Genomic DNA, 20,995 nt, shown 5'->3' with positions numbered 1-20,995 from the left:
CTTTTACCCCCCCATATACTCTTCAATCTTTTCGATGGCAGATTTAACAAGCTGAAGGCGTCTTTGGAGGCGTTCTCTCTCCCTCTTCCTAACCAGCCAGCTCGGGGTGAACACCGAATAGCACTCCTCCTCGTACTCCACGATGGGCTCGGTGAGCTCTCTAACGGCTTCAATGTTTCCTAGGGCTTTTATGCCGTAGTAAGTCAGGAACGTCACGAGCGGGCCCTTCTTTTTACGGAGAACGAAGTCTTCCACCGCTCCCTTCACACGTTCGAACTCCTCGTCCCCGGTTATGGATATCTCCATACTGTGCTTTTTCCACTCTCCCACCAGATAGTTCTCAAGGTTCGCCGCCGAGAGGTGGTTCTGCACGGCCATCGCCGCCAGCAGGGTTGCGAAGCCTATCGTCCCCCACTCCAGGTAAAACACGTACCGTGGATAGTTCTCAAGCATGTAGGGCCTGAGCCCGGCGTACAGCCCCAGGAGTACAAAGAGCAGTATTATTCCGGCGGCGTTTCTCTCCACGAAACGGCTTCCTATCAGGCCGGAGCGTTCGGCGGCAACGAGCGCGTACACGACCACCGATGCCGCCGCGGCGTAGAGGAACGCGGGGGCTATAATGTATCCCCTGACCAGCTGGCCGCTGAAGAGGTAGAGGGCGTAGAAGACGAGGGCCACCCCAAGACCCCTAGTTAGAAGCCCTGGAACCTCCGGGAGCTCCGGCGCGACGCTGGCCGCGGTAATCCCTGCGGCGAGAAGGGTGAGGGGAAGCTGGAATTCCAAGCTGGTGTACGGTTCGGAGGGCAGGAGATAGAACGCGAGTGCAAAGCCTGCCCCCTTAACGAGTTTGGAGGCAACTTCCCCGTAATTGGGGAGCAAGAGCAAGAGCCGGGAGAGGAGGAAAAACAGCAGGAGCACCTCGATGCTTGCCACGAAATCCCCCAGGTATCCGCTCAGGAGGGGGTATCCCGAAAGGGCATAGACGAGCACCATGAGGACGGGATAGAGAATCAGAGAGGTATCAATCTTCCTCATAGCAGTCACCTCCCACCAGTCGGGACAGGGACCGATAGAACTCCATGAACTCCCGCCTTCCAACGGGATAGAGGCTGTACCTGGCGACCTCGAAAAGGTACGTGACGGTCTTCAGGTCCCTCCAGTCGTATTCACCCCGCAACCTGTGGGCAAGTTCCTCCGGGGCGAGGTCCTTACCCCCCAGCCCCTTTCTCCTGGCGAGTTCGAGGAAGCATCTGTCGTAGAGCCTCATTATCTCCTCCCTGTAGTCCACAACCCACACTCTGGCCCATCCCCTAACTTTCTCCCCCTTTGCGAGAAGTTCGTGAACCCCCCTGGGCAGCACCAGTTCAAATCTATTCCCCGTTCCGGCTGGCTTACCGTCGACGAAGAGCTCAACGGGAACGTCGCTCGTGACGGTGATTTTCTCGCCCTCGCCGTAAACCGGCGGCCTTCTGTCGGGATGAAGGATTGGCGCGTAGCGCCTTTTCTCCAGCCCCCTGAGGGCGGAGGTAATCCCAATCTTAAGCGCCGCGATATCCTCCCTCCTCCGGTAGACGAGCACCCCTGCGGGCAGTATGATGAGTCCCGCGAGGATAAGGGCGTAAGGCGGCCGCCTGGCCACGGAAACCTCGAACTCCGCGGTGGAGGGAAGGTAAAACTCGTCCCCTTCAAAGACCGCACTGGCCCCCTGCCTCCCGCTTTCACTCGGCCGAACCGTGAAAAGGGCCGTGCCGTTCATGTCTGTCCTGGCGCTGTGGTTGCCGAAGAGGTTGAGGATGAGGACCCTTCCCGGGACCGGATTGCCGAACGCATCCACGAGCCTGACCGCGATCGTGGCGTTCTCCCCCTCCCGCATCTCGCCGAATTCCACGGTTATGTTGGTGGGAGAGGCCAGGGTCACAGGGATGCTCTCCAGAAGAACGTCTTCGTAGGTAAAGAAAACGTTGTAAATCCCCGGGGAAACGTTTACGGGAACGGTGAAGTTAAAGCGCCCCTCCTCTAGGACGCTGGTGAAGCGGCCCATGGGGGTCGAAAGGGACACGCTACCGGAGTGGACGCCCAGAATCGAGCCGTTGATCGTGATGTTCCGGCCTATTATCCACCTATCCGGAACGGTTACATTGAGCTCGACCGCGGTGATGTTTACCGCCGCCTCCGCACCCAGATAGTACATGCCTCCCCCGTACGATATCAGAACGTGGTGTTTCCCGGGCATTTCCAGAAGCAGGGGAGCCGTGAAGACGCCGGCGGAATCGGTGGTAACGTTGATGTGAGAGCTTCCATCCAGACTGACCTCAATCGTGGCGTTGGGAACGCCGTTTCCAGCGGAGTCAACGAGCTTTCCCCCGAGTTCGAACTTCCCGGTCTTCGTCACCACCCTCCCCTCGATCCGAATGGCTGTCCTGTCCCTGACGATTACCTCAGGGTCGCTGTTGGACGGGAGGTAGTAATCGTTTCCCTCGAAGTGAGCCACGATCTGATAGTTCCCCAAGGGGAGGTCTGGAGGAACGGAGCACTCAACGCTGAAGCGTCCGTTTACAGAGGTGCCCCTGCCGACCACCACACCAGGGGATTCCTTGCTCTCGTTGAGGGTCACGTACACAGGGCCGTCAACGGGCCCTCCGTTCTCGTCGGTTACGGTTCCGTTCACCCAGAAAGGCTGGTTCTTTAGTATCTCAGCAGGGTAATCCGTTATCCTCGTCCGGGTGCGCCCGAGAACGCGCAGGGGAACCTGAAGGACGACCGCTGTGTCGTCGGAGGTTCCGGTTATTTTGATGGTGTAGTCCCCGGGCCTTGAGGGCGCCGTTAAGAGGAGGTCGGATTCAAAGTCGGGGATTCCCGACTCCTTCAGGAGCCTGTACCTGCCGGGGTACTCCACGTCCAGGTTAACCCTCCCTGAGTACCCCTCTCCCGTGACGTAGATCCTTACCCCTCCTAGCTCCCCCGTTGCGAGGGTGAGGTTTTCGGGTTTTGCCTTCAGCGAGAACTTCCCTCCCCTAACTATGACGGTGAACGTCTCGGATTTCGTCCCGCTCACGGTACCGCAGTATGAGAGAGCGACTTTGACCGTTGGATGATACGTGCCCGGCTCCGGAATTCCCCTCATGCGGAAGGGTTTCGTGATGTTTGGTGCAATCGTGGAGCTGACCGAATACAATCCACCCATGCTGATTTTAACGCTGAGTTCCGGTTCGCAGCCGTTTACCTCTCTGAGGCCGTGGGGAATCACTGTAACGTAAACCTGAAAAGACTTGTTGACCTCGGTGACAACGGGATTCGGTTCGATCAAGATGTCGAAATCCGGGCCGGTGAGGCTCTGGTTCTTCGGTTTCTGCGATTCGCTCACCCCAACGGTCCCGTTGCCCTGTCCCCCAGCGGGGGCCGTGGCATCAAACGTAACCCACCCGATGCCCTCAAAGGGCACCTCCGCCCACGCGTGGGCCTGTATCGGGTGCACGGCCTGCTCGGCGGGAGTTTCCTTTATCAGATATCCAGTAACCAGCCTCGCGGGGATTCCGTTCAGTCTGGCCAGAACCACAAAGGCCGTGTTGAAGTCGATGCAAACCCCCCTTCTGGAGTGGAACAGGAACCATTCGAGGGGGTCGATACCTTCGGGGGCGGGGGGTGCATTCATGTCAAACTCGTAGTGTGTGCGAAGATAGCCCTCTATCGCCCTCGCCTTCGGATAGTCCCCTTCAATCCCCGCGGTTATGTTGCGGGCGAGCTCCAGGACCCTCCCACTCACGTTCGGAGTCTGGAGGTACCGGGTAGAAAGAGGGGTCTTCGCTCCCTCCAGGGCAGTATCCGGGAATATATAGTGTACGGTTTTGAAGGAGTAGTTCCAGACGATTCCGGAGGTCCCGAACAGGTGGCTCTCATCGTAGTATCTCAGATCACCCGGCGCGCTCACCTCTTCGGTATAAAGGGCTGTCAGGAGGTTGCCCCCGATTATCGGGGACGCCAGAACCACCGTGACCTCGTCAGACACGGTCGCATGTTCCACCGTGGGGAGCGGCAGCACGCCCCGGTTTTCAGTCACGGGGGTCTCGTTCAGGTGGTACCACGTTCCGTTCAGGTACGTGGCATAGACGCCACCCCTGAGGTACGCGGTGTGGGCTGCCCCGCTCACGGTCATGACGATTCTCTCGGTGTCCTCCCTGCGGAAGCCGTTCCTGCGGAGGTCTATGGACTCGGGCTCTGTGAGGATACCCGTGCCGCTTGAGTTGCTTCCAGGGGGCTGGGACGGGTAGCTCATGTTGCTGTACTCCTGACTGAGATTGAAAGAGACGTTTCTTAGGGATGCCTCACGGGAACTGCTGTTTAGCCAGGGGTAGAACCGGGAGAGGTCTGAAGTGGCGTTTCTTATCTCCGAGTTCTCCTCTGACTGCTCGGGACTTTTAACCCCCAAAAGGTTTTCAATGCTGGCGATTCTTGAACCATTGCCTGCAGAGGCCCCTTCGGGGGTGCCGTAGAGCCTTGTAGGTATCTGGTTTATCGATGCTATCAGGAGCAGGGTGATCAACATGGCTAACAGTGCGGAAACATACCCCCTCAAGGGAAACACCGCTCGATCTTTACTAAACGCTGTTGGTATCCGGGTTATTTAACTATTGCTGTCGTGTTTCCACAACACGTATTGTTAAAGGCCGTTTAAAACACACCTGAACTCCGCAATTAGAATATCATTCTCCTCCGGCTTCCTAACCGAAAAGCGGACGTATTCCGGCAGACCGAAGCTCGTGCAGTCCCTCACGAGGATTCCGTGCTCTCTCATTGCTTTAACGAACTTCCCTGCATCCTCTACGCGCTTTATGAAGAAGTTGGCGTCGCTCTTGACGCCCAAAGCCCTCTCAAGCCTCCCCTTCTCGCGCCAGATGAGAGGCATCGTCTTTTTGAAGTGCTCAAAGCGATCTTCGATTACGAACTCAAGAAATGCCAATCCCGTTGAGCCTATGCTCCAGGGCATTCTGACGCTTCTGAAGGCCTCTTCAAAGCCGAGGACGTAGCCAACTCTTATCCCCGGCAGGCCGTAGCTCTTCGTGAAGGTTCTGAGCTTTACGATGTTCTCCCCTTCGGGGCTTTCTGGGTTCTTAACGAAGTCTATGAAGGCCTCATCGAGGACGAGAAGCGCTCCCTTATCCTCCACGACGTCGAGGAGGGGCTTAAGCTCCTTAACGCGGTAGAACCTGCCGTCGGGGTTGTTAGGGTTGCAGAAGAAGACTACGGAGTTCCTCTCGACGCGTTCGGCCAGCTTTTCCGGCTCGTTCGGGCCTTTGGCAACCTCAGCCCCAAAGATTCTGGCAGCTCTTTCATACTCGCCGTAGGTGTGGCGAGGGACCAGGACTTTTCTTCCCCTCAGCGCGAGGATTCCGAGGAGATAGAGGGCCTCCGTGATGCCTGCCGTCACTGTGAGATGTTCCCCCACCAGCTCGGCGAGTTCCTCCTCAAGCCTCTCGTAGTAGGGGTAGCGGTTGCTAAGCTCTTTCGCGCGTTCAAACATTTCGTCAAGCCATTCCGGAGGATACGGGTTGAGCGATGCCGAAAAGTCGATTAAACCATCTTTCCTCGCTCCACCATGGTAGGTTGAAAACTTCACGGGCTCAAGCATGGGAACACCTCCTTTGCGAGGAGTAGAGCAACGATAATCACCCATTCGGCAACGACCAGCCAGTAAACTTTCAAAGCGCGCATTATGTCTTCATTAGTTGGCTCTCTGCCCGGAAAGCGGTAAACGCCGGGCTTCTCCAGCCAGACTCCAATGACCGCGCTCATCGCAGCGATCGGCTTGTCGGAGTTGAGCTTGAAGCGGGCGAGGCGGTAGTGCTGGAGAACCTTCCTCCCTCCGAGCGGGAGATAGAGGAGAACCGTCAAGCGAGCCGGAATGAAGTTGAGTATGTCATCTAACCTGGCGGAAAACTTGCCGAAGAACTCGTAGCGTTCGTTCCGATAACCGAGCATCGCATCGAGCGTGTTCACCGCGCGGTAGACCAGCGCACCCGGAAGGCCGAAGAGGAGAAAGTAGAAGAGCGGAGCTATGACAGAGTCGTTGAGGTTCTCGGCGAGGCTCTCTATCGAGGCCGAGTTGAGGTGTCCTTCATCGAGGTTCTCAGTGTTTCTGCTGACTATCATTGAGACCGCTTTTCTCTTCTCCTCGATGTCTTCAGTTACCGTTCTTGCCACGTGTTCGTGGAGGCTCCTAATCGCGAAGGAGCTTTTGAGGAGGTAAACCGCTAAAGCGTAGTTCAGCGGCAATGGGAGGCAAAACGGGAGGAATGAGAGAGCCAATGCAAAGATTATGACGATTATGGCCACCAAAGCCCCTGCAAGAAAATCCGGGGAATGACCCCTTCGCTTCCATCCGCTATCAAGAAATCCGGCCAGCTTTCCGAACCACACGACGGGGTGGACTAACGCCGGCGACTCTCCGAGGAGCAGGTCCCAGAGCAGGGCGAGGAGAAAGACCATCAGAACGTCCATTCCCCAAAGGCCTCCTTTATGGTCGAGTACTCTTCCAGTATTTCCTCGTTTGGTTCCCTTAGGCCTCTGCGCACATACCAGGTCGGGTGCCTGAGGTGGGTGAACTCAAAGCCGAGCCGTTTTAGAGCCTTCTCAGCCGTCCTGCCGATGGCGAAGATGGCTTTTGGCTTTACCACCTCAAGCTCCCTCTCGAGTAGCTCAAGCTCGCCCTCACCGAAGCCCCTCAGCCTGTTCTTAGGCGGGTTGCACTTCACGACGTTGGTTATGTAGACGAAGTCTGGATTGAGGCCCAGGGTGAAGAGAGTCTTTCGGAGGAGCATGCCTGAGGCGTCGCGATAGAAGCATATTCCCGTCTTTCCGCAACCCTGCCTCCCTGGGGCCTCGCCAACGAGGACAATTCCTGAGCCAGCCCAGCCGTTGGCGAAGGGCAGTCCTTTAAACTCGCCGACCTGGAGCTGATAGCGGTGGTACTCCTCGCGGCAGAACCTCAGGGGATCTTTGAGAAGCTCGCGGTAGAGGCCCTCAAGCTCCTTAGCGATTTTTTCATCTTTTTCGTCCATAATAAGAAAACGCTGTTTCGGATTGTAAATCGTCCGGGCATATACCCCATACGTTCCCTCATCGAGACTGACAAGGTCTCTCCAGTCCCGGATAAAGAGGGGTGCGACCTTGAAGTTCCGGGGGTTTATGTAAACACCACCAACTTTTCTGAGCTCTTTAAACCTCAGCAGCATAAAGGATAAAACATCCAACTGCTTTATAATTCTGGTGGTCGCATGGACATTGAAAACCTTCTTGGCCGGCTTGAATCAAAAGGTGTAACCCTCGGCTCCATGCTTGAAACTGCCATGGAACTCTACATAGGGGAGGAGCGGGGGAAAGTCGAACGAAAACTCAGGGAGCTGATGCTTCACTACCTTGGGGACATCAACGTTCAGGCTTTGCTCACGGCCGCTTTACTTCTGGAAGAGAACTTTGAAATTGAAGGCGACCCGGTCAACCTCGTCGCCGATGAGCTGATTGGAATAAGCATCGCCGAATACATCGGCGGCAAGATGGCGCTCTTCAACTTCTTCTACTACGACACGAGAAAGCCCGGAATCCTCGCGGAGCTACCTCCATTCTTAGACGACGCAATCGGAGGATTTATAGCGGGCTGTATGACAAGACTCTTTGAGGGTGATTATGGTGGCCAGAGAGATTGAGGCCCGGAAGTGTCCCCTCTGCGGTGGAACCATGGTAAAAAGCAAAACTAGAAGGGCAGGTTACGCCCGCTTCTTCTGGGCGCCCCCCTGGAAGAGCAGGTTAACTGGGATACTAAAGCCCGTTATTGAAGCGACACCCTGGCTCTGCCTTGACTGCGGAGCGGTGATAGCGTTCGTTGATGAAAACGAGCTGTCCGCTCTGAGGCAGGAGTTCGAGGAAAATCGTGAGGTGAGCCTGTGAGAAACCTCCTTCCCTTTTTCACTCGACTGCCGGTTAGGGGAGACTTCGAGAAGGCCCGAGGAGAGCTCTGGGCGCTCCCGCTGGTTGCCTTCCTCAGTTCGGCCCTTCCAACTGCAGTCCTCTACCTCAATCCTCCGCTTGGGAACGTTTTAGCGGTTCTTGCGCTCTACTTCACGATAGGCCTCCTCCACCTCGACGGCTTGGCGGACTGGGCGGACGGGATAATGGTCAAGGGCGATAGGGAGAGGAAGGTAAAGGCGATGAAAGATTTAAACACGGGCATAGCGGGAGTTTTCGCTGTCGTGATGGTTCTCCTCCTGCAGGTTTACTCGCTCCCACTCGTTCCGGTCTACGCGCTCTTTTTGGCGGAGCTGAACTCCAAGTTCGCCATGCTCCTCGCTCTGGCGACAAAAAAGGCCCTCGGCCGGGGTCTTGGAAGGTTCTTCATGGAGGGAATGAGCGGGAGACAACTCATTCTTGGAACTGCCCTCTACGTTATCTCGCTCCTCCCAGTGGTTTTCCTTGAGCCACGCTCCATCTCATTCCTTCTAGGCCTGCTGGCAGGGCTTTACACCATTCACGTTTCCCTGCGGAACTTCGGCGGGCTTAACGGCGACTGCATCGGGGCGGTGGCGGAGATAACCCGGGCTGGGGCGCTTCTAGGAATGGCGCTGGTTTGGCAGGGGCTCTAAGAGGACGTCTCTTAACTGTCTTAACGGTTGTTCGGAGGTAGGAACATGATAGTCATCATGGCCGGCGGGCGGTCGAGCAGAATGGGCAGGGAAAAGCCCGTTCTGAGGGTCGCCGGGGTGCCGATGCTCCTGAGGGTTTACGGGGAGGCCGAAAAGGTGGACGAGATTATCGTCGCCCTCTCAAGGAACACCCCAAGGACAAGGGAGCTGTGCCTCCGCGAGGGAGTTCCATTCATGGAGACGCCCGGAAAGGGCTACGTTGAGGATATAATATATCTCCTCCGCGAGTTTGGGCCGTTCGTGGGCGTTTCCGCGGATTTACCCTTCGTCAGGGCCGGAGATTTTCAGGCCATAGAACGGGCCTTTGACTGGAAAACGAGCCTGACGGGCGTTCTTCCCTTGAGGCTGGTTCCGAGGGATCTCAAGCCTGTAACTTACGGGGGCTACGCGATAGTCGGCCTCAACGCCGTTGGAACCGAAGGCGAGGAGTTCTTCGAGCTGAGCAACCCGCTCTTAGCTTTGAACGTGAACACACCGGAAGAGTTAAATCTCGCCGAGAGGATAGCGAGGCTGGTGGGGAAATGAAAGGGAATGAGATTAAAGGGGCCGTCGCATTTGTCCTCTTCCTGCTCCTTGCAGTCCTGTCCCTCTTCGGTTTTCTGCTCTTCGCGGTGGTTCTGATAGCGGTGGGCCTGCTCGTCTTCCTCGGCTTCTACATCTACATCCACCTGAAGCTCTGGTGGACTAAGAGACATCCGCCGAAGGAGCTTGAAAGCCCAGAAGATTATTTTTAAAGTCCCAGCTCCGCTAGAATCCTCCCCACGTCGAGGTTCTCCTCAACGAGCCTTGCGAACCTCTCGATTTCCTCCTCTATGATCCAGCCGGCAACTGAGACCGGCTCAAGGCCTTTCTCCCCCCTCAGGAGGTTCAAAAAGCGCTCGGTGAAGGCGAAGTTGTGGAATATTCCGTGCAGGTACGTTCCAAAGGCACTCTTCCCGATTGCACCCTCAGGCTCGAATGTTCTGGCCCCGTTCACCGACGTTATGACCGAGAAGGGCCTCTCCGAGGTGCTCCTGCCGAAGCGTATCTCGTAGCCCTCGACTGCCATGCCCTCAGCTGGACCCCAGAGAACCTCGGCCTTAAGGTGATTTTTTCTTCTTGACCCAAACCTCGCCCTTTAGGGCGGGGACAAACAACCAACCTTAAGCAATTAACCAAGAAAGCAATATCCTTTTAAAGCTTTAAAATCACACCATACCTTGAAATGAAGCGAACAGTAACAGTTAAACTCCAACCAAGCAAGGAACAAGAAGAAATTCTTTTCGAGTTAGCCCACGCTTCAGCAGTAATCTGGAACAAACTCAATTACCAAAGACTAAAACAGTTCAAAGAATTTGGCAATATAAACTTCTTGGGAACACAACAAGAAGCCTATTACCAGTTTAAGGGCTGGATTGGAGGCTCAACAGTTCAAACCTTAGCGAGAAAGAACGCTGAAAGCTGGCGTTCATTCTTCCGCCTAAACAAGAAAAAAGAGTGGAGGACTCCCAGAATGGTTCAAACCAAAACCGCCCGGTTTTGTTAAGGAAAATAACGGGAAGAAAATCTTCATAATCCCAATCAGAAACGACCAGTATCGGATTTATAATAACGTTATCGAGATCAGACGCCTCGGAAAGTTTGGGAGATTAAAACTTCAATTTAAGGGCAGAATACACTTCAAAGGCAAGCAAGGACGCTTAGAAATCGTTTACGATGACGTTAAACAAAAGTGGTATGCTCACATCTCATACAAAGCGGAAGAAAAGCTAATCAATAACCAATGGGTAAGCGTCCCAAGAATGCCCAAAGGGAACCTTTCCGCCGGCATTGACTTGGGAGTGAACAATCTAATGGCCATCTATGTTGAGAACGGCGAAAGCTTTCTTGTGAATGGAAGACCTTTAAAAGCCATTGACTTCTACTTTAGGAAGGTTGTTGCTGACTATCAGTCTAAACTCAACAAGAGTGGAGCAAAGAACAGTAGAAAACTCAAAAGACTGCACGTGAAGGCCAAACTCCAAGCAAGGCATTACATTAATACAGCAGTTAGACAAACGGTTCGAAGACTTTATGATTTGGGAGTTTCGAGGATTGTCATTGGTTATCCGAAAGGCATATCTCGGAACTCGGAGAAATGTAGGAGGCAGAATTTCATTCTCTCCCACGTTTGGAGGTTCAATTATGTTATCAAACGTCTAAAAGAGGTCGCTGAGGAGTATGGTATCGGGGTTGAAGTCGTGAATGAGGCTTTTACTTCTCAATCCTGCCCTCTCTGTGGCCAACGCCATAAGAATGCCCGCTTTGTTAGAGGTTTGTTTAAGTGCCATAGGGAGGGTGTTGTTATGAACGCTGACCTCGTGGGGGCTTTCAACATTTTGAAGAAGGTTATGGGAACGATAACCCCGAACTTGGGCGGTTTGTATGCTCAAGGGAGGGGTAATTGGCCGAAGGCCCGGCCAGAGGGGTTGAAGACCCGCTTTTTAGTGGGTTTGAATGAGACCCCTCAAACCTCCCCGAGCCTGGCGAGGGGTTAAGCCGAACCCTCGCCCTTCACGACGGGAAGGAGGTCAGTTATCTCCGCGGAACTTGTTGAAGACGAAGCCGATTATCCTCTCCCTCTCCTTCGACCTCAAAAGCTCCATCGTGCCGACTATGCTTGCGAAGCTTCCACCCCGGTCTATGTCCGTCACGAGAATTCCCTTCGCGTTCGCGCGGAGCATTACGCGCGTGTTGGCTATGTCGTAGTCCTTGAGGTTAATCTCAACGGGACTGCCAGCCCCCTCGATGATTACAAGGTCGTGTTCCTCCTTGAGCTCGTCGAGAACGGCCATCGCATTCCTGAAGAGCTCCTCTTTCCTTGAGATCATGTAATCCCTCGCTGAGACGCTCCCTACTGGCTTCCCCATGAAGACGACCTGGCTCCGCATTCTTCCTTCGGGCTTGAGCAGAATGGGATTAAACTTCACGCTCGGCTTCTTCCTGCAGGCTATCGCCTGCAGATACTGTGCCCTGCTGATTTCACCGCCCTCGATGCTCGGAGCCGAGTTGAGGCTCATGTTCTGGCTCTTGAAGGGGACGACGTCGTAGCCGAGGTTCGAGAAAATCCGGCATAGTGCAGTAACGAGGAGCGATTTTCCCGCCCCGGAGGAAGTTCCAAGGACCATTAGGGCCTTTCCCATCCTCCCACCGGTTGGAGTTGGCCGAAGGACATATAAACCTACTGGATAAAAACTCCAGCGGTGGTGTCATGAAGAGCCTCATGCTTGTAGTTCTTGGAAACACAGAGATAAGCACCGTTCCGGGAATAAGCGTTGCAGGAGCGACGCCCGAGCTGACAAAGCTCACCCCGCCGGCAGATGCGGAGTACCTCTTCTACGAGATGCCGAGGATTATTGACGTGATACCCGTTACCCCCGAGGGGCACCCAACGCCGGCAATCATAACCAAGGCAGCCAGGGAACTTGCCGGCTTTCCCCTGATGATAGTCCGCGCCGGCACGTATCTGGCGCCGCTCGTTCCCCACGTGCACATCAGCGGACACGTTGGCAGGGATTTCAGGAAGGAACCCGCCCTCCCGGAGTTCGGGGAAATCGTTCGCCTCGCCAAGCTCTTCGGTGAGGAGCTCAACAAAACCGGCTTTGAAGAGCTTGTTATCGGCGAATCCACACCCGGCGGAACTACTACAGCCCAGGCGGTCTTACGGGCCCTTGGCTATGACGCGCGAACCTCCTCCGCCTCCCCCAATAATCCAACCGACCTCAAGGAGAGGATCATCACGGAGGGCTTTCGGCGGGCCGGGATTGAGGCCGGAGACCTAGCGGAGAGACCTCTTGAAGCCCTCAGACAGTTCGGCGACCCCATGATTGCCGCGGTGGTTGGAATTTCCATGGGATTCAGAAAGAATGTCGTTTTAGCGGGAGGAACCCAGATGCTGGCGGTCTCTGCGGTACTCAAGGGGCTCGGTGAGAACATGGACAGGTTCATGATAGCAACCACGAAGTGGGTAGTTCAGGACAGGAGTGCAACGTTCCTTGAAACTGCGAAGGAGATAGGGGTAATAACCTACGCCGCCGATCTAGACTTCTCGAAGAGCGAGTTCAGGGGGCTGAGGGACTACGAGAGGGGCTACGTGAAGGAAGGGGTTGGGGCTGGTGGGGCCACGTGGCTGGCCGTGAAAGCTGGGTTCTCTCCAGAAGACGTCAGTGGAAAAGTGGAGGAGCTTTACAGAAGACTCATGGAGATGAGGGGGTGAAGGTTCACTTTTTCCTTGTTCTCTCCCACTTTTCAATGCTCTCCTCAAGTGCCTTCCTGACGGCTTTTCCGATGCTTATTCCAAGCTCAGTTGCGGTTCCGGCCCACTCCGTTTCTCCTTCAAAGGCAAAAACGCCGATTCCATCGCTCGTCGTCCCGGTGGCGTTGTAGCCAAGCCTCAGCAGTGTGTAGGTTTTCGCCTCGGTTGCCGTCATTATCGCGTTGGCCATCGCTCCGACGGTCAGGCCGTTCTCGATGACGAGGGCGATGTTTATCGTCCCCGGTGTCCAGGGAGGTGGCACATCACCGGCCACGGCGGGGTTCGTTATCCCAGCCGTGACGTAGGCCGTAACACTCCCGCTCATTGCAACCGAGAGAACCTCACCCACCTCCGCGGCAGTCATGAAGCCCACGAAGTTTTTGAGCCTGTGTTCCCTCTCAAAGTCCGCACAGTCCTTCCGGTAGTTCCCGGCGTAGTTCTTGGAGACCATCATGAAAAAGAAGCCGTTTGCTTTCGTCAGGCCACCTCTGTGGGGTGCGTTGCTCAGAGCGAGCAGCGGCTCGTTGAAGCGCTTGATGAAGTGATCGAACCTCATGAACGACCGTCCGCTCCGGGGGATATAACGCTTGCGCCGTTAAACGCTTCCGTTTGCTGAAAGGTTATTAAGTTCGGGAACAAGCTTAATCGGGTGGTAATATGGGAGCGGAGGAACACAAGAGAAAGGCTCCAAAGAAATTTAAGTTCGCGGTCATAACGGTTAGCGACACCGCGAGCAGGGGCGAGAAGGAGGATAAGAGCGGGAAGTTTCTCATCGAGGAGTTGGAGAAGGCCGGACATGAGAAGGTTTACTACGCGGTCGTTCCCGACGAGAAGATGGAAATAATCGGTGCCGTTGTCGAGGCCTTCCGGGCGGGAGCAGAGGTTCTGGTAACCTCGGGTGGAACGGGGATAGCCAGCAGGGACGTGACGATAGAGAGCATCAGGCCTCTCCTCGACAAAGAACTGACAGGCTTCGGCGAGGTTTTCAGGCTTCTCAGCTATGAGGAGATAGGCACCGCCGCGGTCATGACGAGGGCAACCGCCGGGATAATCAGGAGCTCCGGCAGAACTATGGCCGTCTTCTGCCTGCCAGGCAGTCTAGGCGCGGCAAGGACTGGAATCAGAATTATCCTCAAAGAGGCCGGCCACGTACTCAAACACGGGAGGGAGTGACGTGAGAGAGTTCAAACGGCTGACTCCGTATAAAGAGGCCCTTGAAATGGTGCTGGAAGACGTTAGCGAGCTTGAGGACGTCGAGGAGGTTCCCGTCTCCGAGGCCCTTGGACGGGTTCTGGCCGAGGACGTCGTTTCCCCCATAGACAGCCCGCCCTTCGACCGTTCGGCCGTCGACGGCTATGCCCTCCGGGCGGAGGACACATTCCCGGCGAGGGAGTACAGTCCGGTTGAACTCAGGGTCGTGGACGAGATAGTCGCCGGGGAGGAGAGCGGAGCGAGGGTTGAACCCGGCACGGCGGTGAAGCTAATGACGGGCTCGAAGATGCCGGAGGGAGCGAATGCCGTCATCATGCAGGAGATGGTCGAGCGCGAGGGAGAGGTCATAAGGGTTCTCCGGCCGGTTGCCCCGGGCCAGAACGTGGCCTTCGCGGGAGAGGACGTGAAGAAGGGGCAGGCTGTCCTTCAAAAGGGGCAGGTTTTAAGGCCTCAAGACCTTGCGCTCCTCAAGAGCATCGGCTTCAGGAGCGTGAAGGTCAAGAGGAAGCCCCGCGTCGGGATAATAATCACGGGCGACGAGCTCATCGAGGAATTCGATGAAGGCGCGCTGAAGGCCGGGAAGATTATGGAGAGCAACTCGATTATGCTCATGGGACTGGTGCGACAGTACTTCGGCGAGCCGGTTTTCTATGGCGTCGTTCCAGACGATGAAGGTGCCATCAGGTCTGCAATAGAGAGGGCAAGGGGAGAGTGCGACCTCGTCCTCGTCACGGGCGGCTCCGCCTTCGGCGATAAGGATTTCGCCCACCGCTTCGTCAAACTGCTCTTCCACGGTACGACGATAAAGCCCGGAAGGCCGGTAGGCTACGGTGAGAGGGTCTTCATAATGAGCGGCTATCCGGTAGCTGTCTTCGCCCAGTTCCACCTCTACGTCAAGCACGCCCTTGCGAAGCTGGTAGGGGCTAGGGACTACGAGGTCCAGGTTCGGGCAAGGCTCACCGAGCGCGTTTCGAGCCAGCTCGGAAGGCACGAGTTCGTGAAGGTCTGGTACGAGAACGGAGAAGCCAGGCCGATCAAGAAGAAGGGCAGCGGAATAATAAGCTCGCTGGTGGAGAGCAACGGGTACATAGAAATCCCAGAGGACAGCGAGGGGTACCTCGAGGGAGAGACCGTCGAGGTTGTGCTGTACTAGAGGCCCATCACTCCCCAATCAGCTCCTTTTTATCCGGCTTTTTTTATTATGGGCTTAACCTCATCTGGGAGGACGTTTGGATCAACGAGATTCTCCACTATCTCAAGGGCATCACTGCGCTCCCTTTTCCTTTCCGCAATAACATCACTGAGAAAATTCGATTTTCCCCACGGGAGAACGTCCCTGATTTTTTCTTCCTCGTCGTCCCTGGGGTTCTTCCTACCTGCCACACATATCCCCGGATAAAACTATCACAAGAGGCTAATAAATCTTACTCCACGGAATGTTACTATGCTATGGCCCGCCCGTAACTCCCGCCCTCATCGATGCCAGACGGCGGGCTCAGGCGGGCTAACCCAGGCGGGCCGTCTGTGCCCGGTCTGGGTTTCCCGCGGCCATTGTGCTCCGTAACGCGGAAGGCCCTCCCGCGGGGACCTCGCTGTAAGACCGGGCTGTAGCCCCCGCATCGCACTCTGGTTCATTCGTCCCCAGAGTCCTCGCGCGGGGGCATTAACACGTTGAAAAAGAGGGTATATAAAGCTGCCTCACTCCATAAGCCGTACTAGCTGGGAGCACCTTTGGGGGTCGAAGCTGGTCTTCTCAACGACCAGTATCAGGGTGCCATTGTTGATGACGACAATGTCCCGCAGTTTCGAGAGAAATTTCATAAGGCTCTCCCAGGAGTTGTAAACCGCGAGGTATTCCGGGCAGTCAATAACAACAACGCCCCTGCCGCCGGAGGCGGAGACTTTCTCCATATAGCGGTAGGAGATTTCCACCATCTTAGCCAAATCAGTTGGATAAAGCGTTTTGGCAGCCCTTTCAAAGGGAACCGTTGTCACGAAATAGTATGTCCACGTCTCCGGAATGTCGGAGACATTGCGTATGAATGCAAGGACTGGGGAGTTCGCAAGGACGGATTTGAGCTGAATGTAGCTCTTCTGATCCACCACCATCACTCCAGGGCTCATGTCTATCTCCGATGGAACGCTTTTTGAAATGTTCTCAAAAGTGTCCATGTGCACTAGACGAAGCATGGCCCATGCCATCTCAACTATGAGAACCGTTGAGAGTGTGAACCCCCCTGGCATGTACCAAGTATGGGCGCCTAAAATTGCGGCGGGAATCAGGTGAAGTCCAAAGAAGATAATGCCTATGGAAAGGTACTTCACGGCACTATGATAAATCTCCCTCACGTCCCACAGCAGAGTCCCCGCCCCAACGACGAAAACCCCGCTTATACCAAATGAGGCGGCTACCGTGGCGGTCCACAGGGCGTTGTTCGTGTAGTAATATGTGGCGTACATATAAAACATGAACATAACCGGCATGAGTCCCATTTTTCCCAAGTTGCCGTGGCGTATTCCAAGGCTTTCCTCCCCCATAAACAGAACCGAGCCGTAGAACATCAATCCCGCAAATAGGGGCAGTGAGATCAATCCAACAACCTCAAGCCAGCCCACATCCTGGAAGGCACTGGCAAGGACAAAGATGAAATCAAATACCCACGCCAGGGAAAAGGCGAGTACCGATTTCCTGCGGATTGAGAGGTACTTTTTAAATATCACCGTTGCGGCGGTTAAATCCGCCAGCATAACTATGAATGCCTCAACCATGAGGATTGTTTGGGTACCGTCCATTGGTTCACCCCATATCATGTGTAACGTTCAAGCAGTCCCATTTGAAGGGGGTTCAAAGGAAGCACCCTAGCCGCGCCTCCCCTTCTCGAACTCGGCGGCAGATCTCCGGACGGGCCGCGACAGTTTGAAGATGTCCTTATTCATAGGACACATTCTGCAGCCATCGCCGCTATTCCTGGGAGGAAATGCAGTATCACTCACCCGATGAGCTGTGGTGCGTTTCTGTTCAATGCCCGATCTCCGGTAAAAACGAACCCTACTTCTGCAGTATCTGGACACGACCCAGGGCCGCCCATTGCGCAGGCCGCCTCCGGGTTCAGAAGGCCTTCAAAGACTTCGATTGAACTCCTGTCGGAGATTTCTTTAAGATTTTGGGTCGCCCTACCCGGTAGTTTTCTCCAGTACCGGGTGCCGACGAATTGATGCCCGGGCATGTTCAGAAGATGTCCAGTAGTGGGCTCAGGAATGTTCAAAGGGCCAGCATAAACCCCCTCCAGCAGGCTCATACAGTCCATGGCATAATAATAGGCGCCGATGTATAAAAACCTTCCCTATAACAACCCAGCCAGGGTTGCATTTTTTCCGTTGAAAACTTGCCCTGGGGGGCGGGAAGGGACCAGGCACGCTGGATGGGAGGTCATAACCCCGAAAAGCCCTGGACATTCCCTTTCCGCTATTTCACCGTGCCATTGTCACAATGCCGAAAATTTATTTAAGCCTGTTCTCAAATTTTCAGCGGTGATAGCGATGAATGGGAAAATTATTCACGACGGTATCCATGGCAGCATGAAGCTCACAGGACTCATTCTTGACCTCGTCAAAACCCCCGAGTTCCAGCGTCTCAGGAATATAAGACAGCTCGGTCTCGCGTACCTCGTTTATCCCGGTGCCAACCACAGCAGGTTCGAGCACTCCCTCGGCGCGTGGAGCATAGCCCGAAGACTCGCCGCAGAAGTTGGACTGAGCGAGGATGAAAGCATGCTCCTTCAGGTCGGGGCCCTGCTCCATGACATCGGGCACGGGCCTTTCAGCCACACATTCGAGAGCATATACAAGCACTACGTTAAAGAGCACGACCACATGCGGCTCGGACAGGATATAGTTCTCGGCAAGGTCAACATAACCGAGAGCTGGAACGGCGGCCAGATTCCAGAGATAATTGAGGATTACGGCTATGATTTCGAACCGGCGGACGTGGCGAACCTCATCCTCGGCAAACACGAAAAGCGCTATCTCGGCCAGATGCTGCACGGCGATGTTGACGTTGATCAGCTCGACTACCTGGTCCGGGACGCCCACTACACCGGCGTCGCCCACGGCATAATCGACCTGGAGAGGCTCATGAAGGTTCTCCGGATTCACGACGGCGAGCTCGTTGTCGATGAGAAGGGCATCGAGGCCGTTGAGGGCATGATGGTCGCCCGCTCCCTCATGTACTCCCGCGTTTACTTCCACCACACCGTGAAGATAGCGGAGGGAATGCTCACCCGGGCCCTGGAGTTCGCCTTGGAGGAGGGCCACCTCTGGGACTTCTGGAAGATGACCGACTGCCGCGTTCTTGTGGAGCTGGAGGATCTCGAGGGCTTCCCCGCGGAGATGGTGCGGCGCGTGAAGTACAGGGAGCTTTACAAGGCCGCGGTTCTGGCAAACGCCGACGAACTGAGTACCGAGGAAAAGAGGGAGCTGCTGACAGCGTACAGGAACGTCAGGAGGAGGCAGGAGATAGAAAGGGCACTCGCCGATGCGGTTGGTGCGAGGGAGGGAGAGGTGATCCTGGAGTTCAGCATAGCGGACCTCATGCTCAGCGAGCCGAGGCTTAAGGCAACGGAGATAAACGTTCTTCTGGACGACGGAAGCATCCAGCCGCTGACCCGGGTTACGCCCCTGGCCAACGCCCTAAAGAGGCGCCAGACGCCGCGCTGGGCCGTCCTCATAGCGTCACCGGGGGAGTACGTACCCAAACTGCGGGAGACCTGGAGAAAGGTGCTGTTCAGCTGAAGGGGCACCGCCGGAATGCGATCAGCCGAAGAGCTGCTTCTTTATCTCCTTTTTCAGCTCCTCTATGAGGTCTATGAGCTCGTCGGCGTCCCTCACCTCATCGAGGCTGTCCTTCGGGATAAGGGGAACCTCCCCCACGACCTCGGTTCTGGTCTTCTCGAGTATGAATATACCGTCGCTGTTTATTATCCTGCCAACCTCCGCCACCATCTCGGCACGCTTGACTGTGGAGCGGGTCTTGCGCTCGTCTATGCCCGTCAGGATCCTGAACTCATCCTCCCTCGACACAGCGTTGAAGGGGGCCTTCTTGACCTTGACAACGCCGAGGCCCAGCTCCTTGAGGCGGTCGAATATCTCCCTCTCAAGCGGTGTCTCCGGGGTAACGTCGAGGTTGGCCTCAACTGTTGAGTGGAGAACGTCGATGGGCTCCGCCAGGGGCTCGTCGAAGAGCTCCTCAAGGCGGATGGCAACCTCTAGCGAGACAGCCTGCTCACCGCGTTCGTAGTTGTTGAGGCTCTTTCTGGAGACGCCGAGGAGCTGCGCCAGCTCGTTTATTGAGTATCCGTACTTCTCCCTCAGTTTCCTCAATAGGCCGCCGTTTATCCTCACGTAAAAGCCGCCGCGCTCGGCGAATATTGCCGGCATCTCGTTCTCGACAAGAACGTCGTAGAGGGTCTCGGGTCTGAGGGCATAGATTCCAAACCTCTCGTAAACGACACCCTCCTCAAGCTCGGCGTTTTTCGTCTTTAGGCCGACGATCAGGGGCGAAGCTTGAAGAAGCGGGCCAGTCTCTTTAAATCCTCCGCCTGCTCCCCGGTGACGGCGTCTATGTTGGTGGCCACCTTTATAAAGAGCAAGAGGAATAACCTGCTCGCCACTATGTCAAAGCACGAGCCCTTAAACTCCATACGCGCCGTTTTATATCCCGTGCCCCTGAGTATCGCCTCAACCGTCCGTATGAGCCTTCCCCTGTCCATCACTCTTAAATACGCAAACGGCTTATATAAAGTTAAGGTGTTGCTATGAGGCCGATCATACTAAGGGGAAGTCTCGTGTCGATAGGCATGCTTCTGAAGGACGACCTGCGGCAGGTCTGGCTCTGGTACAACGACCGCGATGTCAGGAAGTACCTCTCTTTCCCGGAGGAGATATTCTTCTACGAGGACGAGCTGGAGTGGTACGAGGCTCTGAGGCGGGAAAAGAAGCACGAAAAGGTATTTGCGATCATGGAGAACTCCTCGCGCTCCCTCGTTGGACTTGTGGGGCTGCACAGGATAGACCACCACAACGGGCGCGCCGAGCTGGGATACTTCCTGGCCAAAAGGCACTGGGGCCACGGCTACGCCAGCGAGGCTGTAAAGCTCGCCCTCGAATACGCCTTCGAATGGCTCAACCTGCGGAAGGTCTATGCCCACGTCTTCGAGACAAACATCGCATCGATAAGGGTTCTTGAGAAGAACGGCTTCAAACTTGCCGGCCGCTGGAGGAAGCACCAGTACGTCCCGGGGGAGGGCTTTGTTGATGTGCTGATGTACGAGCGGTTCAGGGAGCAGGATGCGATAAATGAAAGTCCAACGAACGCTGACCTCCTCCCTGCCGTGAAGGGCGAGGGTTCGGCTTAACCCCTCGTTAAAGGCGGAGAGGTTTGAGGGGTCTCATTCAAACCCACTAAAAAGCGGGTCTTAGACCCCTCCGGCCCGGCCTTCCCCCAATTACCCCTCCCTTGAGCGTACAAACCGCCCAAGTTCAGGGTTATCGTTCCCACAGCCCTCTTCAAAATATTAAACGCCCCAACCAAGTCTGAATTGAAGACAAGCCCCGTCTCGGGACACTTAAACAAACCACGAAGGAAGCGAGCCCCCTCGTGAGGCCTCCCGCAAACGGGGCAACGCTTAGACGTGAAAACCTCGTCCACAACCAAAACCCGAATATCATACTCCCCAGCAACTTCCTTCAAGCGTTTGATAACGTAATTAAACCGCCAGACGTGGGAGAGGAGATAATTCTGCTTTTTACCCTTGTTGGA

Annotated in this window: 20 protein-coding genes and 4 pseudogenes; 11 read left to right on the top strand and 13 right to left on the bottom strand. The window is 55.4% G+C overall.

What is annotated here, in order from left to right; genetic code table 11:
- Positions 1 to 3 precede the first annotated feature (3 nt).
- The 5 genes from APY94_RS09780 to APY94_RS09760 all read right to left on the bottom strand — a co-directional run bounded on the left by APY94_RS09780 (position 4) and on the right by APY94_RS09760 (position 7,229).
- Positions 4 to 1,035: a hypothetical protein gene (locus APY94_RS09780; protein WP_058939451.1), complete on the bottom strand. Its 1,032-nt coding sequence runs from the start codon at positions 1,033 to 1,035 to the stop codon at positions 4 to 6.
- A complete protein-coding gene (locus APY94_RS09775; RefSeq protein WP_157065523.1) occupies positions 1,022 to 4,573 on the bottom strand; it encodes a transglutaminase domain-containing protein in 3,552 nt (1,183 codons plus the stop codon). The genes APY94_RS09780 and APY94_RS09775 overlap by 14 nt, the downstream gene beginning before the upstream one ends.
- A gap of 84 nt (positions 4,574 to 4,657) precedes the next feature.
- Positions 4,658 to 5,626, bottom strand: a complete 969-nt coding sequence (locus APY94_RS09770; protein WP_058939449.1) for an aminotransferase class I/II-fold pyridoxal phosphate-dependent enzyme — start codon at positions 5,624 to 5,626, stop codon at positions 4,658 to 4,660.
- On the bottom strand, positions 5,611 to 6,495 hold the full coding sequence (cbiB, locus tag APY94_RS09765) for an adenosylcobinamide-phosphate synthase CbiB (protein ID WP_058939448.1): 885 nt from the start codon (positions 6,493 to 6,495) through the stop codon (positions 5,611 to 5,613). Before cbiB ends, APY94_RS09770 begins: the two co-directional genes overlap by 16 nt.
- Positions 6,483 to 7,229 carry a uracil-DNA glycosylase family protein gene (locus APY94_RS09760; RefSeq protein WP_058939447.1) on the bottom strand — a complete coding sequence of 249 codons (747 nt, stop codon included), beginning with the start codon at positions 7,227 to 7,229 and terminating at the stop codon, positions 6,483 to 6,485. Before APY94_RS09760 ends, cbiB begins: the two co-directional genes overlap by 13 nt.
- 42 nt (positions 7,230 to 7,271) lie before the next feature.
- Between APY94_RS09760 and cobZ the strand changes: the two genes are divergently transcribed.
- The 5 genes from cobZ to APY94_RS09735 are packed head-to-tail and all read left to right on the top strand — an operon-like array spanning position 7,272 to position 9,427.
- Positions 7,272 to 7,700 carry an alpha-ribazole phosphatase CobZ gene (gene cobZ / locus APY94_RS09755; RefSeq protein WP_058939446.1) on the top strand — a complete coding sequence of 143 codons (429 nt, stop codon included), beginning with the start codon at positions 7,272 to 7,274 and terminating at the stop codon, positions 7,698 to 7,700.
- A gap of 31 nt (positions 7,701 to 7,731) precedes the next feature.
- Positions 7,732 to 7,941, top strand: coding sequence for a hypothetical protein (locus APY94_RS09750; RefSeq protein ID WP_245610457.1), 210 nt, complete (start codon positions 7,732 to 7,734; stop codon positions 7,939 to 7,941).
- On the top strand, positions 7,938 to 8,633 hold the full coding sequence (cobS, locus tag APY94_RS09745) for an adenosylcobinamide-GDP ribazoletransferase (RefSeq protein WP_058939444.1): 696 nt from the start codon (positions 7,938 to 7,940) through the stop codon (positions 8,631 to 8,633). Before APY94_RS09750 ends, cobS begins: the two co-directional genes overlap by 4 nt.
- A gap of 45 nt (positions 8,634 to 8,678) precedes the next feature.
- Positions 8,679 to 9,218, top strand: coding sequence for an NTP transferase domain-containing protein (locus APY94_RS09740; protein ID WP_058939443.1), 540 nt, complete (start codon positions 8,679 to 8,681; stop codon positions 9,216 to 9,218).
- Complete coding sequence (locus APY94_RS09735) at positions 9,215 to 9,427, top strand: hypothetical protein (protein WP_058939442.1); 213 nt, start codon at positions 9,215 to 9,217, stop codon at positions 9,425 to 9,427. The genes APY94_RS09740 and APY94_RS09735 overlap by 4 nt, the downstream gene beginning before the upstream one ends.
- Here APY94_RS09735 and APY94_RS09730 read toward each other — a convergent pair.
- Positions 9,424 to 9,792 (bottom strand): annotated as a pseudogene (locus APY94_RS09730) (cobyric acid synthase); the annotation flags it as partial. The gene APY94_RS09735 and the pseudogene APY94_RS09730 overlap by 4 nt on opposite strands.
- Positions 9,793 to 9,897: 105 nt before the next feature.
- On the opposite strand from APY94_RS09730, the pseudogene APY94_RS09725 reads away from it, so the two are divergent.
- Positions 9,898 to 11,209, top strand: a pseudogene (locus APY94_RS09725) (RNA-guided endonuclease InsQ/TnpB family protein).
- 39 nt (positions 11,210 to 11,248) lie between these two features.
- On the opposite strand, the pseudogene APY94_RS09720 reads toward APY94_RS09725, so the two are convergent.
- Positions 11,249 to 11,854 (bottom strand): annotated as a pseudogene (locus APY94_RS09720) (cobyric acid synthase); the annotation flags it as partial.
- Between the two features lie 68 nt (positions 11,855 to 11,922).
- Here APY94_RS09720 and cobT point away from each other — a divergent pair.
- A complete protein-coding gene (gene cobT / locus APY94_RS09715; protein ID WP_058939440.1) occupies positions 11,923 to 12,927 on the top strand; it encodes a nicotinate mononucleotide-dependent phosphoribosyltransferase CobT in 1,005 nt (334 codons plus the stop codon).
- Between the two features lie 4 nt (positions 12,928 to 12,931).
- Here cobT and APY94_RS09710 read toward each other — a convergent pair whose 3' ends face one another.
- A complete protein-coding gene (locus APY94_RS09710) occupies positions 12,932 to 13,522 on the bottom strand; it encodes an adenosylcobinamide amidohydrolase (RefSeq protein ID WP_058939439.1) in 591 nt (196 codons plus the stop codon).
- A 101-nt stretch (positions 13,523 to 13,623) separates the two neighbouring features.
- Here APY94_RS09710 and APY94_RS09705 point away from each other — a divergent pair, with 101 nt between their 5' ends.
- Both APY94_RS09705 and APY94_RS09700 read left to right on the top strand, forming a co-directional pair.
- Positions 13,624 to 14,139 carry a MogA/MoaB family molybdenum cofactor biosynthesis protein gene (locus APY94_RS09705; RefSeq protein WP_058939438.1) on the top strand — a complete coding sequence of 172 codons (516 nt, stop codon included), beginning with the start codon at positions 13,624 to 13,626 and terminating at the stop codon, positions 14,137 to 14,139.
- A 1-nt stretch (position 14,140) separates the two neighbouring features.
- The gene (locus APY94_RS09700; RefSeq protein WP_058939437.1) at positions 14,141 to 15,331 is read left to right on the top strand and encodes a molybdopterin molybdotransferase MoeA; all 1,191 of its coding nucleotides are present in this window, start codon (positions 14,141 to 14,143) and stop codon (positions 15,329 to 15,331) included.
- A gap of 29 nt (positions 15,332 to 15,360) precedes the next feature.
- On the opposite strand, the gene APY94_RS09695 is transcribed toward APY94_RS09700, so the two are convergent.
- From APY94_RS09695 to APY94_RS09685, 3 genes are all read right to left on the bottom strand, one after another.
- Positions 15,361 to 15,561 (bottom strand): hypothetical protein, encoded by a 201-nt coding sequence (locus tag APY94_RS09695; RefSeq protein WP_245610456.1) that lies wholly within the window; start codon positions 15,559 to 15,561, stop codon positions 15,361 to 15,363.
- Positions 15,562 to 15,876: 315 nt separating this feature from the next.
- The gene (locus APY94_RS09690) at positions 15,877 to 16,971 is read right to left on the bottom strand and encodes a DUF835 domain-containing protein (RefSeq protein WP_058939436.1); all 1,095 of its coding nucleotides are present in this window, start codon (positions 16,969 to 16,971) and stop codon (positions 15,877 to 15,879) included.
- 197 nt (positions 16,972 to 17,168) lie between these two features.
- Positions 17,169 to 17,486, bottom strand: coding sequence for a hypothetical protein (locus tag APY94_RS09685; protein ID WP_058939435.1), 318 nt, complete (start codon positions 17,484 to 17,486; stop codon positions 17,169 to 17,171).
- A 232-nt stretch (positions 17,487 to 17,718) separates the two neighbouring features.
- Here APY94_RS09685 and APY94_RS09680 point away from each other — a divergent pair, with 232 nt between their 5' ends.
- Positions 17,719 to 18,969, top strand: a complete 1,251-nt coding sequence (locus APY94_RS09680; protein WP_058939434.1) for an HD domain-containing protein — start codon at positions 17,719 to 17,721, stop codon at positions 18,967 to 18,969.
- 21 nt (positions 18,970 to 18,990) lie between these two features.
- Here the strand turns inward: APY94_RS09680 and APY94_RS09675 are convergent.
- Positions 18,991 to 19,946: pseudogene (locus tag APY94_RS09675) on the bottom strand (transcriptional regulator).
- Positions 19,947 to 19,991: 45 nt separating this feature from the next.
- Between APY94_RS09675 and APY94_RS09670 the strand changes: the two are divergent.
- Entirely contained in the window at positions 19,992 to 20,591 is a 600-nt protein-coding gene (locus tag APY94_RS09670; RefSeq protein ID WP_058939433.1) for a GNAT family N-acetyltransferase, read from the top strand.
- Here the strand turns inward: APY94_RS09670 and APY94_RS09665 are convergent.
- On the bottom strand, positions 20,588 to 20,995 hold a 408-nt coding region (locus tag APY94_RS09665; protein ID WP_157065522.1), incomplete at its 5' end, for a zinc ribbon domain-containing protein. The genes APY94_RS09670 and APY94_RS09665 overlap by 4 nt on opposite strands.

The organism is Thermococcus celericrescens (assembly GCF_001484195.1).
Classification (GTDB): Archaea; Methanobacteriota_B; Thermococci; order Thermococcales; family Thermococcaceae; genus Thermococcus; species Thermococcus celericrescens.
Note: the sequence above shows the minus strand (reverse complement) of the source record. Positions and strands in the feature narration are given on the sequence as shown.